General features: G+C 63.2%; 13 protein-coding genes and 1 pseudogene. 6 read left to right on the top strand and 8 right to left on the bottom strand.

The genetic code is table 11. The features are described from left to right. Positions 1-98: 98 nt before the first annotated feature. The 3 genes from EB230_RS32080 to EB230_RS32070 are packed head-to-tail and all read right to left on the bottom strand — an operon-like array spanning position 99 to position 3,151. Positions 99-1,589, bottom strand: coding sequence for a hypothetical protein (locus EB230_RS32080; RefSeq protein WP_056570236.1), 1,491 nt, complete (start codon positions 1,587-1,589; stop codon positions 99-101). A 49-nt stretch (positions 1,590-1,638) separates the two neighbouring features. Then, positions 1,639-2,085, bottom strand: coding sequence for a GtrA family protein (locus EB230_RS32075; protein ID WP_246738893.1), 447 nt, complete (start codon positions 2,083-2,085; stop codon positions 1,639-1,641). Next, positions 2,063-3,151 carry a glycosyltransferase family 2 protein gene (locus EB230_RS32070; protein ID WP_246738892.1) on the bottom strand — a complete coding sequence of 363 codons (1,089 nt, stop codon included), beginning with the start codon at positions 3,149-3,151 and terminating at the stop codon, positions 2,063-2,065. The genes EB230_RS32075 and EB230_RS32070 overlap by 23 nt, the downstream gene beginning before the upstream one ends. Before the next feature lie 221 nt (positions 3,152-3,372). Here EB230_RS32070 and EB230_RS32065 point away from each other — a divergent pair, with 221 nt between their 5' ends. After that, on the top strand, positions 3,373-3,636 hold the full coding sequence (locus tag EB230_RS32065; protein ID WP_027047739.1) for a DUF6460 domain-containing protein: 264 nt from the start codon (positions 3,373-3,375) through the stop codon (positions 3,634-3,636). 65 nt (positions 3,637-3,701) lie between these two features. On the opposite strand, the gene EB230_RS32060 is transcribed toward EB230_RS32065, so the two are convergent. Next, positions 3,702-4,604: a histone deacetylase gene (locus EB230_RS32060; RefSeq protein ID WP_172374912.1), complete on the bottom strand. Its 903-nt coding sequence runs from the start codon at positions 4,602-4,604 to the stop codon at positions 3,702-3,704. Positions 4,605-4,736: 132 nt separating this feature from the next. On the opposite strand from EB230_RS32060, the gene EB230_RS32055 reads away from it, so the two are divergent. Beyond that, on the top strand, positions 4,737-6,077 hold the full coding sequence (locus EB230_RS32055; RefSeq protein WP_172374910.1) for an MATE family efflux transporter: 1,341 nt from the start codon (positions 4,737-4,739) through the stop codon (positions 6,075-6,077). Here EB230_RS32055 and EB230_RS32050 read toward each other — a convergent pair. Then, entirely contained in the window at positions 6,070-7,149 is a 1,080-nt protein-coding gene (locus EB230_RS32050) for a quinone-dependent dihydroorotate dehydrogenase (RefSeq protein WP_172374908.1), read from the bottom strand. The two genes, EB230_RS32055 and EB230_RS32050, sit on opposite strands and share 8 nt — an antisense overlap. Further along, on the bottom strand, positions 7,146-7,496 hold the full coding sequence (locus EB230_RS32045; protein ID WP_056570244.1) for a DUF952 domain-containing protein: 351 nt from the start codon (positions 7,494-7,496) through the stop codon (positions 7,146-7,148). Before EB230_RS32045 ends, EB230_RS32050 begins: the two co-directional genes overlap by 4 nt. A gap of 107 nt (positions 7,497-7,603) precedes the next feature. Between EB230_RS32045 and EB230_RS32040 the strand changes: the two genes are divergently transcribed. Then, complete coding sequence (locus EB230_RS32040) at positions 7,604-8,038, top strand: hypothetical protein (RefSeq protein ID WP_056570491.1); 435 nt, start codon at positions 7,604-7,606, stop codon at positions 8,036-8,038. Between the two features lie 123 nt (positions 8,039-8,161). After that, positions 8,162-8,821, top strand: a complete 660-nt coding sequence (locus tag EB230_RS32035) for a response regulator transcription factor (RefSeq protein WP_056570246.1) — start codon at positions 8,162-8,164, stop codon at positions 8,819-8,821. A 59-nt stretch (positions 8,822-8,880) separates the two neighbouring features. On the opposite strand, the pseudogene EB230_RS32915 reads toward EB230_RS32035, so the two are convergent. Both EB230_RS32915 and EB230_RS32025 read right to left on the bottom strand, forming a co-directional pair. Further along, positions 8,881-9,036, bottom strand: a pseudogene (locus EB230_RS32915) (DAK2 domain-containing protein); the annotation flags it as partial. A 100-nt stretch (positions 9,037-9,136) separates the two neighbouring features. Beyond that, entirely contained in the window at positions 9,137-12,619 is a 3,483-nt protein-coding gene (locus EB230_RS32025; protein ID WP_172374906.1) for a PAS domain-containing hybrid sensor histidine kinase/response regulator, read from the bottom strand. Positions 12,620-12,869: 250 nt separating this feature from the next. On the opposite strand from EB230_RS32025, the gene mscL reads away from it, so the two are divergent. Both mscL and EB230_RS32015 read left to right on the top strand, forming a co-directional pair. Beyond that, complete coding sequence (gene mscL / locus EB230_RS32020; protein WP_056570493.1) at positions 12,870-13,292, top strand: large conductance mechanosensitive channel protein MscL; 423 nt, start codon at positions 12,870-12,872, stop codon at positions 13,290-13,292. A 110-nt stretch (positions 13,293-13,402) separates the two neighbouring features. After that, a complete protein-coding gene (locus EB230_RS32015) occupies positions 13,403-14,569 on the top strand; it encodes a pyridoxal phosphate-dependent aminotransferase (protein WP_172374904.1) in 1,167 nt (388 codons plus the stop codon).

Raw genomic sequence — 14,569 nt, 5'->3', positions numbered from 1 at the left:
GTGCCCTGCAACATAAGTTTGCTGCACTGCAATATCCATGTCAAGCCGGATGCCGGGGTTTGGGCGCCGGCTGCACCGGCCCCTCGGGACGCTGCAAATCAGGTGCCGGGCAGGTAGATCACCGCATAATCGTCCGCATATGCCCGCTTCCACCCCAACTCCGCGAAGAAGGGGATGCGGGTGTCGTCGGCTGTAAGCAGCGCCCAGCCAATGGCGTATTTCTTCAGTTGGGCCTCGAGCAGCGGTTTTCCGTCGCTGCGTCCCGTTGCGTCGTCGGTTTTCGTGAAACCGCTCAGGAACAATTGGTCCGTCCTGCCGTCGATGTAAGTCTTGATGCCATGAAAGATCAGTGTGCCGCCGAAATTATAGGAATTCAGCACGTTGCCCGACAGGTGGTGATCCCCGGCGAATGCGAGGGCACCACTGGCGGATGTCTTCGGGCTCGGTGTCACCTGGTAGGCACTGCCGAGGATTGCGGCCGCCGCGACCAGAAAGACGGCCATGGCGCCGCAGACCGCGTAGAACCGGCTGGCGAAGAATTTTTCCAGCCCGTCACGCTTTTCCATCAGCCAGGTCGTGGTTGAGAGCGAAGGGTATTGCTGTGCGACCTCGACGGCGATCACCAAGGGAATCAGCAGGAAGGGCAGATATACAAATCGCAGATGGGTGAGATAGACATGCAAGGTGAAGATGACGAACAACGCCTTGGCCCAGCCGATCCGCAGCCTGGACACCAGAAGCCCGAAAAGCGCCAGCAGCATCACCGCTTCCTCGAAGATCTGCTCCTGGGCATTGAACGGCCGCCACTCCAGGATGAGTGGCACCGCCTCGTTGCCATAGGCCACGGTGAATGTCGCCAGGATGGCTTTCACGCCATAGGGGTGCATCAGGCTCACGACTGGGCAGAGTAGGCCGAAAGCCACCCATTTCGCCAGGAGAACGGGTTTCGACAAGCCCGAGCGCGTCAGCAGACCAAGCCCGGCAAAGGCGGCGATGACGAAGCTCAGGGTGAAGGTGGCGTGCAGGTTGGCCCACAAGACGACGAGTATGAGCAGCCACAGGGGCGGAGCCCTCTCTTCCCGCGCGGCGCGAAACAGCATTGCCGTCCAGACGACGATGATCGGCAAGGTGAAGACGTGGGGGCGTGCCGTATAGATCGGGGCGATCAGGAAAGCCACCACGAAGGTAAGCCCTATCGCCAGTATGGGCTTCAGCCATGTGCTGAGGAACCACCCCATCAGGAAGACCGTCAGACCGACGGTGGCGATGATCAGTGCGACGACGCCATTCCAGCCGCCCGCGCGGTAGGCAAGTGCCAGAAAGACCTGCCCCAGCCACTCCTTGGCGATCCAGGGCTGGCCGCCGAACGTATGGGAATAAGGGTCCACAAGCGGAAACGTCCGGTGTTCCAGGAAGTCCAGGCCAACTTTCACCTGCCACCAATTGTCGGGATCCTGCAGGATCGCGCTGGCAATGGCGCTAAGCACACAAGCAACCATGCAGGCGCACAGAAGGCAGAATATCAGCCTGATGCGTTGCGCGTCGCCCAGCGAAGGCGTTGCCATGGCGATTGCGGCGGCCTGGCTCATGTTGCGGCTCCGGGTGACGGCGTCGCCGTCACGACTGCTGCGGCCTGGTTCATGTCACGGCTCCGGGCCATCTCGTATTCGTTGCGGCGAAGGCGTCAGGATCATCCGCGCCGCCGGCGAAGACGAACCGGGCCGAGCCGAGATAGAAGATGACCGAATAGAGGCAGTTTCCCGCCAGGTGGACGAACGGGTTCTCGATGAAGCCGGCTGACATGGCGGCAATGACGATGCCCAGATTGGCGCCATAGGCAACGACGAAGGTCATCGCGTATCGGGCAACCGCGCCGGGGCCGCCTGCACGTCCGAACGTCCAGCGGCGATTGAGAAAGAAACCAAGGGTGAGGCCAGCGGTATAACCTGCCGCATTGGAAACGATATCGCCAAGGCCCAGCGCCAGCCCGGCCAGGATCAGCGTATATCCAAGCGCCGTGTTGAGAAGCCCGACAGCTCCAAAGCGCAGCACCCGCGAGACATCAGATGGAAGAGCCGACCGCATGCCGCCCACGCCGTTTCGGTTGCATCCTGTCGACCTTCGCCTCAGCCAGGCGCGACCCTTTCGCCATCTCCTGCAGGCGATGGATGGGCAGGTCGCTATCCTTGGTCGGCTGGTCGCGCGAAACGACCTCATTGACGAAGTACAGCGGCCGCCGCTTTGTCTCCATGTACATGCGGCCGAGATATTCGCCGAAGATGCCAAGCACCAGAAGCTGGACGCTGCCCATGATCAGCGTGATCGCGGCAAGGCTCGTCCAGCCGGGAACCACGTTACCCCTGGACCATTCGAACAGCGTATAGCCAAGCACGACCATGCCGAGCAGGCCGAACATCATTCCCAGCAGCGAGGCAAACCGCAAAGGCAGGATCGAAAAGCTGGTCATCGCGTCGACCGCAAGAAGTACCATCTTCTTCAGCGGGTAGTGGGTGGTGCCGGCAAAACGCCGGTGCCGCTCGTATGGAAAGGCGACCTGGTTCAGGCCGATCCAACTCACCATGCCGCGAATGAACCTGTAGCGTTCGGGCATCGCGTTCAGATGATCGAGCGCACGGCGGCTCATCAGCCGGAAGTCTCCGGAGTCCGAAGCGATCTCGACATCGACGATCCGGCCGAGCAATCGGTAGAACATCGAGGCCGAAGCCCGCTTGAACCAGCTTTCGCCGTCGCGCTTCACCCTTTGGCCGTAGACGACGTCGAAGCCTTCATCCATCTTGGCCATCATCGCGCTGAGCAGTTCGGGCGGATCCTGAAGGTCGGCGTCGAGAATGAGAATGCGCTCGCCGCGACAGAATTCCAGCCCGGCGCTGAGCGCGATCTGATGGCCGTAATTGCGGGCAAGGTCGATGGCGACGACATGGTCGTCCTTTTCGGCCAGTTCGAAAATGGCTTCGCGGGTGCCGTCGGTCGCGCCGTCGATGACGAGCACGATCTCGTAGGAAGCGTTTTGCTCAAGGCATGCGGCGCTGACGCGTCGGTGAAGCTCGGCCACGCCATCGCGTTCGTTATAGCATGGCACGACAACCGACAGCATGACCGCGCGGCGCGCGCCGATTTTTCCCGTTCCCACCAAAGCCTGGCTCCCGCTCTTGTAATGGCAATAGCGGCAATTGGTTAGAAAACAGATAAGTAAGGTGGATATGCAGGTTAACTCGGCGGCCAATATCCAGCAGCATCCAGCAGCGGTCAATCGGATTCCGCGGACAGAGCCCGCCGGCTTGATGGATTACCGGCAAGCACGTATCTCTGGGCGGTGCCCGTGAGTCTGGGCATCTCAATCGGGAGACGGCCTTGTCCGCACTGACGCGTTTTCTCGGCGACTCGCCGCTCAGGGTGATCCTGAAGCTGCTGGTGGTGTCGTTCCTCGTCGGCCTTGTCATGAATGCCTTCGGCTGGTCGCCGATGGATGTGTTCTACGGCATCCAGAAATTCTTCATTGACCTCTGGAACCTGGGCTTCCATGCCATCGACCGCTTCCTCGGCTACATCCTGCTCGGTGCCGCGATCGTCGTGCCGGCCTTCATCTTGCTAAGGATCGCCAACTATCGGAAGTGACTCTGGAGCAATTCCAGGAACAGTGTGAAACGGTTTTCCGTTCGGAATTGCATTAAGACAGACGGCTAGGCGTAACCCGAGGCGACCTCGAACAGCAGGGCATGCCGTGCGGCAAGTGCCGGCACGTCCGTGGAATAGCCGCCGCCGATGACGCCGCAGACCGGAATGCCTTGTGCGCGAAAATGGCCGATGACCATCTCGTCGCGAGCGCGCAGGCCGTCGTTGGAAAGCGCCAGCCTGCCGAGCCGGTCCTCGGCATGGACGTCGACACCGGCATTGTAGAAAACGATGTCCCAGCGCAGTTGGGCCGAGAGCTCCGGCAGGATCGTGCCCAGCCTTTCGAGATAGGCGGCGTCGCCCGTGCCGTCGGGCAGTGCAATGTCGAGATCGGAAGCGATCTTGCGCACGGGGTAGTTGCGCTCGCCATGCATGGAAAAGGTGAACACGCGTGGCTCGTTGCCCAGAATATCCGCGGTGCCGTCGCCCTGATGCACATCGAGGTCGACGACCAGGATGTTTTGTGCCGCACCCTCTGTGAGCAGCACCAGCGAGGCGACGGCGACGTCGTTGAAGGTGCAGAAGCCGGCACCTTGCGCGCGCCGCGCATGATGGCTGCCGCCGGCGGTGTTGCAGGCAATGCCGTGGCGCAAGGCAAGTCGCGCAGCCAACACCGTGCCGCCGGTGGCAAGCCGTGCGCGGAGCGAAACGCGGGGGCCGACCGGAAAACCGATCTCACGCTCGATTTTTTCCGGCACCGAACAGCCGATGACCTGATCGACATAGTCGGCCGCATGGGCAAGCTTCAGCCATGACGCTGGTGCGGGGGCCGCTGTGTTGAGCGCGTCGGGTCCGGCCAGGCCGCGTGCCCGCAAGGCCTCCATCAGGAGCGGATACTTGCTCATCGGGAAGCGATGGTTGGCAGCGAAGCCGGCGTCGTAGTCAGGATGGTGGACGATCTGCAGGGGCATGAACGGAATCCGGCGGGCTCGCGCCAGACCGGGATTTCGGTTGGCCATCGCGGGAAGAATGATTGCGCGGTGGTCGGAAAATGGGGCACATCGGCTCCTCGATCAAGCATCAATCAGCAAGGCAGCAATCCCTTGGACAAGGGTGCAATCCCAGCCGACGCCAGACCTTTTGTCGTCACCAACCGTTCCGTGCTCGCCATAGCGGTGCCGATGACGCTGGCCTATCTGACCACGCCAATGCTCGGCCTGGTCGACACGGCGGTTGTCGGGCAGTTCGGCGACGCGGCCCTTCTCGGCGGCCTGGCCGCGGGATCTCTGGTGTTCAGTGTCGTCTTCACCACCTTCAATTTCCTGCGCTCCGGCACCACCGGTCTCGTCGCCCAGGCTTTCGGGCGCGGCGACGCGCTGGAGGAACAGGCGGTGTTTTGGCGCGCCGTGCTGATCGCGGTCGTCGCCGGCATCGTGCTGGCAGCGCTTTCACCGCTGATCGCGGTCGGTGGGCAGTGGTTCATGGGCGCCGAGCCGCGCGTCAGCGAGGCGATGGGCGTCTACATCAGGATCAGGTTGCTTGCCGCACCCTTCTCGCTGATCAACTATGCGATCCTTGGTTATGTGCTGGGGCGCGGCGAGGGGGGGCTCGGCCTTGTGCTGCAGCTGGTGCTCAATGGCATCAACATCGCGCTTTGCTTCCTGCTTGGCCTGAAGCTCGGCTGGGGCGTTGCCGGCGTCGCCTGGGCGACCGTCACCGGCGAATTCCTGGCCATGCTGCTGGGTCTCGCCATCGTGGTGCTCCGCTTCCGCTCGACCCCGTCCCTGCCGCGCCATCGTCTGCTCGACATGAGCGCCTTCCGGATCATGCTGTCGCTCAACCGCGACATCATGATCCGGTCGTTCTCGCTGCTCGCCGCCTTCGCGCTGTTCACGCGTCAAGGTGCGCAGTTCGGCACGGTGACGCTGGCCGCCAACGCGGTCTTGATGAACTTCTTCCTCGTCGCCGGTTATTTCCTCGACGGTTTTGCCACCGCCGCCGAACAGCTCGCGGGCCGTGCCGTCGGCGCACGTGCAGAGCAGCCCTTCCGGCGGGCGGTGCGTCTGACCTTGTTCTGGGGTTTCGGGCTTGCCGGCGCCGCGACGCTGGTGCTGCTCTCGGCTGGTGCCAATCTGGTCGCCGTCGTCACGACATCGCAGGAGGTCCGCTCGGTAGCCGACATCTATTTGCCCTGGGCGGCATTCACCGCGCTGAGCGGCGTTCTGGCGTTCCAGATGGATGGCGTCTTCATCGGCGCGACATGGTCGCGCGACATGCGCAACATGATGCTGCTGTCATTTCTCGTCTTTACCGTCGCGCTGCTGACGCTCGCGCCTGCCTTCGGCAATCATGGCCTGTGGGCGGCACTTCACGTCTTCCTGCTGACGCGTGGCTTCAGCCTGCTGGCGATTCTACGGCTGCGGCTGCGGACGGCGTTCAGCTGAGCGGCTTTGACGCCCACCGATCGAGATGGCTGTCGCGCAACGCGCGGATGGAGTTCAGGCTCTCCGTCTCGCAAAAGCGCGCCATGCCGGCGACGATACGGCCCGGCAGTGCCGGCCCTGCATAGATCATGCTGGTGTAGAGCTGGACGAGATCGGCGCCCGCGCGGATCTTTTCCAGCGCCGCATCCGTGCTATCGACGCCGCCGACGCCGATGATGGCGATATCCGACCCGAGCAGTTTGCGCATCCTGGCCATTACGATGGTCGAGCGTTCGAACAGCGGCTTGCCGGAAAGTCCGCCTGTTTCGCTTGTCGTGCCGGTGCTGCGCAGCGGCGGCCGCGAAATCGTGGTGTTGGAGACGATGACGCCGTCGATTTTCTTCTCGGTGACCTCGGCGGCGATGTCTTCCAACTCGGCCTCGACCAGATCCGGCGCGATCTTCAGGAAGACCGGCGGCTGCGCGGACGCCATGGCGCGTGCGGCCATGACCCGCGACAGAAGCTCGCCGAGCTGTTCGCGCGCCTGCATGTTGCGCAGGCCCGGGGTGTTGGGCGAGGAGATGTTGACCGTCAGATAGCTGGCATAGGGGGCGAAGCGGACGACGCCGCGCTCATAGTCACTGATGCGGTCGGTGCTGTCCTTGTTGGCGCCGATGTTGACGCCGACAATGCCGGAATGCCCCTTGCGGGCGGCAAGGCGTCTTTCGGCCGCCGCATGGCCCTCATTGTTGAAGCCCAGCCGGTTGATCACCGCTTCATCCGCCGTCAGCCGGAAGATGCGCGGCTTCGGGTTGCCGGCCTGCGGCAGCGGCGTGACCGTGCCGACCTCGGCAAAGCCGAAGCCGAGGCCAAGCAGCGCGTCAGGCACCTCGGCGTTCTTGTCATAGCCGGCCGCCATGCCGAGCGGGTTGGGGAAATCGAGGCCGCAAAGGCTGGCCTTCAACCTGGTATCGTGCACCGTCCGCGCGCCGACCGGCAGCCCGCAGCGCAGCGCCGCGATCGACAGGCCGTGCGCGGTTTCCGGATCGAAGGTGAACAGCAGCTTCTGGCCGAGCCGGTCGAGCACGCTCATTCGGCCTCCAGCGCCGGGAAGAGGTGGGTACCGTCGGGACCAAGCGGCAGCGGTCGCACCCACTTGACGGCTTTCAGCTCCAGCACGCCGTAAAGATGCGGAAACAGCGCACCGCCGCGCGACACCTCATATTTCAGGGCAGGCCCCAGGCCGGCGCCGTCGATGGCGACGAGCAGAAGGTCCGACTGGCCGGAAAAATGCTTTGCCGCCGTTTCCCGAACCTGCGCCGCCGTCGAGAAATGGATGAAGCCGTCGGTGAGATCGATCGGCGCCCCGGTAAAGCGGCCATTGGCTTCGGCCTCGCGCCAAAGCGCTTGCGGGGTTATCTTGTAGATAAACTGAGACATGGTTGCGCTATAATCCGAACCAGTCGTGCGGGGAAGGCCACGCCAAGGGTCTTCCCCATTTCCGGCGCAAACATGCGATATTTCAGGCCTTGGCCATGGAGGACAACATGCGTCTGCATCACATTTTGATCCCCGCCGCACTCGGTTCACTGATCGCGGTATCAGCCTATTCGGAAGAAACCGATCGCTACCGGCTGGAAAAATCCGACAACGGCTATGTCCGCATGGACACCCAGACCGGCGCGATGTCGCTCTGCGAGGAGCGCTCGGGCCAGCTCGTCTGCAAGATGGCGGCCGATGAACGCGCCGCCTTCCAGGATGAGGTCGACCGCCTGCAGACCTCGATGAAGGCAATGGATGAGCGCGTCACCAAGCTGGAGAATTCGCTCTCCGCCCGTCTCGAATCGAAGCTCCCGAGCGAGGAGGATTTCAACAAGACGATGAGCTACATGGAGCGCTTCCTGAAAGGCTTCATGGGCATCGTCAAGGATATGGACAAGGACAGCGGCGACGGCGCCCAGCTCAACTCGCAGAAAACCTGAGCATCCAAACCAGGAAAATGGGACGTGCCGGCTTTGCCGCTTGAAAACAGCGCGCGGCCCCTCATAATCGTCCGACTGGTCCCGAAAAGCTAAAAATCATCGACGGGATTCGGGGAGGAACATTTGCCGTCAGGCTATTCTTTCGTCATCGCCGACGATCACCCGCTGTTTCGCGGCGCGCTGCGTGAGGCACTTGCCGGCATCGGCAATGTCGCCGCCATCCACGAGGCCGGCGATTTCGAAAGTGCCAAGGCGCTGGTCGTGGCCAATGAGGATGTCGACCTTGTGCTGCTCGACCTGTCGATGCCGGGCGCCAGCGGCCTTTCCGGCCTGATCTCGCTGCGCGGTATCCATCCGGCGGTGCCGCTGATCGTTGTCTCTGCGCATGACGATCCGGCGACGATAAGGCGTGCGCTCGATCTTGGCGCCTCCGGGTTCATCTCCAAATCGGCGAGCATGGAAGAGATCCGCAACGCCGTGCAGTCGGTGCTGGCCGGCGACATAGCGGCTCCGGTTGGCGTCGATCTCGGCGTCGAGCGCGACCCCGAAATATCGGACCTGATCAAAAGATTGCAGGCGCTGACCCCGCAGCAGACCCGCGTGCTCGGCATGCTGGCCGAGGGCCTGCTCAACAAGCAGATCGCCTACGAACTCGGCGTCTCCGAGGCGACGGTCAAGGCGCATGTCTCTGCCATCCTGCAGAAGCTCGGCGTCGACAGCCGCACCCAGGCGGTTATCTTGCTGTCCAAGATCGGCAGCGATCCGTTGCAGCCGGCGCACTGAGTGACGGCGTGGCAACGGATTCAGGCGATGCGCTCCAGGTTATTGTTCAGCCTTGTCTGTCACCCTTGCTTGGCTATCGCCTGTGCGATCGCGCGCATCCAGATCGCAACGGCCGCGGCGCTGCCGTCCGGCGCGCCGACTGCCCGCTCGCCGAGATAGCTCGCCCTGCCAAGACGCGGCGACATCGAGGCGGTGGCGTCGGCCCCGCCTGCCGCGGCGAAAGGTCTTGCTCCGCTGGCAATCCAGACCGCGAACGATATCTCGAAGGCCCTGGCATAGTGCTTACCAGGCGGTGCGTATGAGTAAGACCTGATCTTACTCGGCCGACGCCATCGGCCTGACCCTGGCCATCATCGAGCGCAGCACCGCCGGTTTCAGCGGCTTGTTGATCATCGGAACGTCGAGTTCGCTGGCCGCCGCGCGCACCTCGTTGGAACGGTCGGCGGTCACCAGTATACACGCAAGATCCTGGCCGCAGGTCGCACGCAGGGTCCTGATCACGTCGAGCCCGGTGACGCCGTCGAGATGATAGTCGGCAAGCACGATGTCGGGCCTGCGCGCGCCAGGCCGCGGGAGCTCTCCTGATCCGGAAGCGGTGTCGACGGTGCACCCCCAGCCTTCGAGCAGAAGACGCATGCCGTCGAGGATGCGCGCGTCATTGTCGATGCAAAGTACTGTCAGCCCAGCAAGCGAGGAAGCGGCATGGGCTGGTGCTTTCTCGATCTCGCGCTGCGGCGCCGCCACAGCCGCCACCGGCAGTATGACCGAGAAACGCGTGCCCTTGCCCGGATTGGAGAAAATACGGATTTCCAGGCGCAGCACCCGGGCGATGCGGTCGACGATGGAGAGGCCGAGACCGAGGCCTTCGGCCTCGCGCGCGCCTTCGTCCAGCCGGGTGAACTCATGGAAGACCGTGTTCAGCTTGTCGCCGGCAATGCCGATACCGGTGTCGATCACCTGGATTTCCGCCAGTTCGCCGCGTCGCCGCACGCCGACCAGGATGCGGCCCTGGCGCGTATATTTGATGGCATTGGAGACAAGGTTCTGGATCAGGCGGCGCAACAGATTGCGGTCGGTCACCACCGTCAGCGAAGACGGCATGATCGTCAGGCCGAGCTTCTTTTCCGCGGCCATCGGTCGAAAATCATTGCCGATCTGTCGCAGCAATCCGTCGAGGTTGAAGGCGGTATCGTCCGGCTTCATCGCGCCGGCATCGAGGCGGGAGATGTCGAGCACGGCGCCGAGAATCGTCTCGACCGATTCCAGCGAGGATTCGATGTTGACCGCGGCCTTGCCGGCCGGACCCTTGCCGGCTTTCTCGATCAACGAGGAGCAATAGAGCCGGGCAGCGTTCAACGGCTGCAGGATGTCATGGCCGGCGGCGGCGAGGAAGCGCGTCTTGCCCAGATTGGCCTCCTCGGCCAGCATTTGCGCCTGCGCCAGTTCCTCGTTGACCCGGGTCAGCTCGATGGTGCGGGTCTTGACGCGCTGCTCCAGCGATTCATTGGCGCGCTTCAGCGCCAGATCCTGCTCGACGCGGCCGGAAATGTCGGCATAGGTGGCGACGATACCGCCGTCCGGCATCGGGTTGGAGCGCAGTTCGAGAATGCGGCCGCTGGTCTTCAGCTCCATCTGCCAGGGGCTGACGAAACTGGTCAGACGGTTGAGCGTCATCACGCGCTGGTCGGCGGGGATGTCGCCTCGCTCGGCGAGGTGGCGCAAGATCTGGTCGAGCGAGACGCCGACCTGGCCCATTTCGTCAGGCAGATCGAACAGCGCCCGGTACTGGCGGTTCCAGCAGATCAGGCGAAAGTCCTTGTCGAAGACAGTGATGCCTTGCTCCATCTGGTCGAGCGCGATCTGCAGCAGGTCGCGGTTGTGCTGCAGCGCCTCGGTGGCGTCGTCGAGCAGGCGGAAAGCATCCCGGGACTCGCGGTCATGCCGCCTGAACAGCAGCGACAGGATCAGCCGCGCCGAGGAGGAGCCGACGGCGCTGGCCAAAAGCTGCTCGGAGAAGCGGATGACGTCCATGCTCGCCTGCTCCTTGCCGTGCAGCGAGGTGCCGTTGGTCCTCTCGAACGACTGGAAAGAGCGCTCGGTGCGCTCGACGCCGAGATAGCGGCCGATCGTGTCCTTGAGGTCATTGACGGTGATGGCGGTGCGGAAGCGGCGCAGGCTCGGCATCGGGCCGGCGTCGCGCGGCACGAAGATCGATGCCTGGATGCGCTCCAGCGGCACCGACGCGCGCGACAGCGAGCCGAGCACGAAGAACACCGCGTTGATCGACAGGCTCCACAGCACGCCGTGGTTCAGCGGCTCGGCCACCGTACCGAACAGGGCTTGCGGGCGCAGTGCCTCGAAGCCGAACAGCCCATGCACGACGATGTCGGTGTCGGGAGCGACAAGCGAGGGCAAGAGCAGCGTATAGCTCCAGACAAGGATGCCGGCGACCATGCCGAGCGCGGCACCCCTGCCGTTGGCGCCGCGCCAGATCAGCCCGCCGATCAGCGCCGGCGCGAATTGCGCGATGGCCGCGAACGACATCAGGCCGATCGACGACAGCCGCGCGCTGTTGGTGCTCTCGCGATAGTAGAGGAAGGCGATGAACAGAAGGATGAAGATCGCTCCGCGCCGCACGTTGAGGATGAGCGTCGACCAGTCTTCGGTCTCCAAGGTCGAGGTCTTGAGCAGGCGGCGCACGAACAGTGGAATGACGAGGTCATTGGAGATCATGATCGACAGCGCCACGCTTTCGACGATCACCATGGCCGTTGCCGCGGACAACCCACCGATGAAGGCCGCCATGGCCAGCAGGTCGTGGCCGCTGAACAGCGGCAGCGACAGCACGTAGAGATCGCTGCTGGTGCCGGTGCCGACCAGCGACAGGCCGGCAAACGCGATCGGCAGCACGAATAGGTTGATCGCCACGAGATAGAGCGGAAACACCCAGGTCGCTGTGCGCAGCTCGGCCTCGCCGCGGTTCTCGACGATGGTGACGTAGAATTGCCGCGGCAGCATGATTATGGCACAGCCGCTGAGGCCCGTCAGCACCAGCCAGGTGGCAAGCGAGGTGTTGTAGCCCATCGCCTGCCGCACCTGCCCGTTTTGCGCCAGCTTGGCGAACATGTCGCCCGGGCCGCCGAAGATCAGGAAGGTGACCATCAGGCCGATCGCCAGGAAGGCGGCGAGCTTGACCACGGTTTCGACCGCCACCGCCAGCACCAGCCCGTCCTGATGTTCGGTGGCGTCGGCATGGCGGGTGCCGAACAGCACGGCAAACAACGCCAGAAGCATCGCCACGACCAGCGAGATGTCGCTGACGAACGGATCGAAGGAGGGTGGCGATCCCGTATAGTGCTCGACCATCAAGCTGACCGAGCCGGAAATCGCCTTCAATTGAAGCGCGATATAGGGTACCGCGCCGATGGTGGCGATCAGCGTGGCGATCGCCGCGACGGTGAAGCTCTTGCCGTAGCGCGCGCCGAGGAAGTCCGCGATCGAAGTGATCTTCTCGGTCTTGGCCAGCCGTACGATGCGGTTGAGCAGGGGAAAGCCGAACACGAACACCAGCACCGGACCGGTGTAGATGCCGAGGAATTCGAGGCCGCGTTCGGACGAGAGGCCGACGGAGCCGAAAAAGGTCCACGAGGTGCAGTAGATCGCCAGGCTGAGCGCGTAGATGAGCGGCCTTGCCCGGCCCGGCCCTGAAATGGCCGAGCGACGATCGCCCAGGCTGGCGATGGCGAACAGCAGCGTCACATAGGCGATCGCGATGATGACGATGAACAAGCCCTGCACGCCTGGAATTTCCTCCTTCGCCGCCTTTTTTATCCGGCTTGTCCGAACGCAATCACAGCTTGGGCCCCAAGTCCATCGCGGCTTTGGGCGCATGAAGGGCGCGACTTCCGGAGGTTGACGTGAGGGAAGGAGAAAGCGGTTGCTTTCTCCCTTTTACCCATGTTGCAACTTCAGGTTTTTGTTATTGTGCCCACGGTCGATGCCGAAGGACGGAACGGCAGCGCGACCGGTCATGACAAGGAGGGTCGAAATGCTGAAAGAATTCCAGGAATTCATTTCCAAGGGTAACGTGATGGACTTGGCCGTCGGTGTCATCATCGGCGGCGCTTTCAGCACGATCGTCACTTCGCTGGTCAACGACATCATCATGCCGATCGTCGGCGCGATTTTCGGTGGTCTGGACTTCAACAACTATTTCTTCGGCCTTTCCTCGGCCGTCAACGCCACCTCGCTTGCGGACGCCAAAAAGCAAGGTGCTGTTTTTGCATATGGCAGTTTCATCACCGTGGTGCTGAACTTCATCATCCTCGCCTTCATCATCTTCCTGATGGTCAAGGCGGTGAACAATCTGCGCCGTCGGCTTGAGGCCGAGAAGCCCGCGCCAGCCGCCGCGCCGCCCCCCGCCGATGTCGCCCTGCTGACCGAGATCCGCGATCTGCTCGCCAGGAAATAACTCGGCCTGCCATTGCTGGACCAAAACCCCGGTCGCTCGCGGCCGGGGTTTTCTGTTTTCGCATCTGGTAAGGAGCGCTGACCAACGCTTGAGACCGGAACAGACCCGCCATGACATTGATCGACAGCTTGCGCGCCGAAGCCCGCGCGGCACCTGAAAGCGGCATTGTCGCCGTCGTCAACTACGGCCGCCTGCGCGAGGGGTTGATCCCGCTTTGGGCGGGTGAGGGCGACCTGCCGACGCCGGCCTTCATTTCCGACGCCGCTGCTCGGGGATTGTCCAATGGTGAGACCTTCTACACTTGGCAGAAAGGTATTCCTGACCTCAGGCAGGCGCTTGCCCGCTATTATGCCAGGCATTTCGCCAGGACGTTCCCCGAGGAGCAGTTCATCGTCACCGGCTCCGGCATGCATGCCATCCAGCTGGCGCTCGACGCGCTGGCCGGAGCCGGCGACGAGGTTATCTATCTGTCGCCGGCCTGGCCGAATTTCGATGCTGCAGCGGCGATATCGGGAGCCGTTCCGGTGCCGGTCACGCTCGACAACTCCGGCAATGGCTGGTCCTGCGACGTCGAGAAGATAGCGGCGGCGATCACGCCGCGCACCAGGGCGCTGTTCATCAACACGCCCTCGAACCCAACCGGCTGGACCGCCGATCGCGAGACCTTGCAGGCGATTCTCGATCTTGCGCGGGCGAAGAACCTCTGGATCATCGCCGACGAGATCTATTCGCTGTTCCACTATGGCCATGGCCGTGCGCCGTCCTTCCTCGACATCGCGACGGCGGAGGACCGCATCCTGTTCGTCAACTCCTTTTCCAAGAACTGGGCCATGACCGGCTGGCGTGTCGGTTGGATCAAGACGCATCCGAGCCTGCAGCAGGTGTTCGAGAACCTGATCCAGTATTCGAACTCGGGTGTTGCCCAATTCATGCAGCGCGGTGCGATCGCCGCGCTCGACGAGGGCGATGGCTTCGTCGCCGAGCAGGTGGAGCGGGCGAGGAAGGCACGCGACCTGGTCTGCGGCATTCTCGGAGCCACCGGCCGGGCCCGGTTCACCGTGCCGCAGGGCGCTTTCTATCTGTTCTTCGCCGTCGACGGCATCACCGATTCGCGCGCGGCCGCTTTCGAGATCGTCGACAAGGCCAATGTCGGCCTGGCGCCGGGCACGGCCTTTGGTCCCGGCGGCGAGGCCTTCCTCAGACTGTGCTTCCACCGCCGCCTCGATCAGATCGAGGAAGCGGCGCACCGGCTGGCGAAGTGGATGAAGAGCGTTTGA

This window comes from Mesorhizobium sp. NZP2234 (assembly GCF_013170765.1).
Taxonomy (GTDB): domain Bacteria; phylum Pseudomonadota; class Alphaproteobacteria; order Rhizobiales; family Rhizobiaceae; genus Mesorhizobium; species Mesorhizobium loti_D.
The sequence above is the reverse complement of the archived record's forward strand: the minus strand, read 5'-3'. Positions and strand labels throughout refer to the sequence as shown.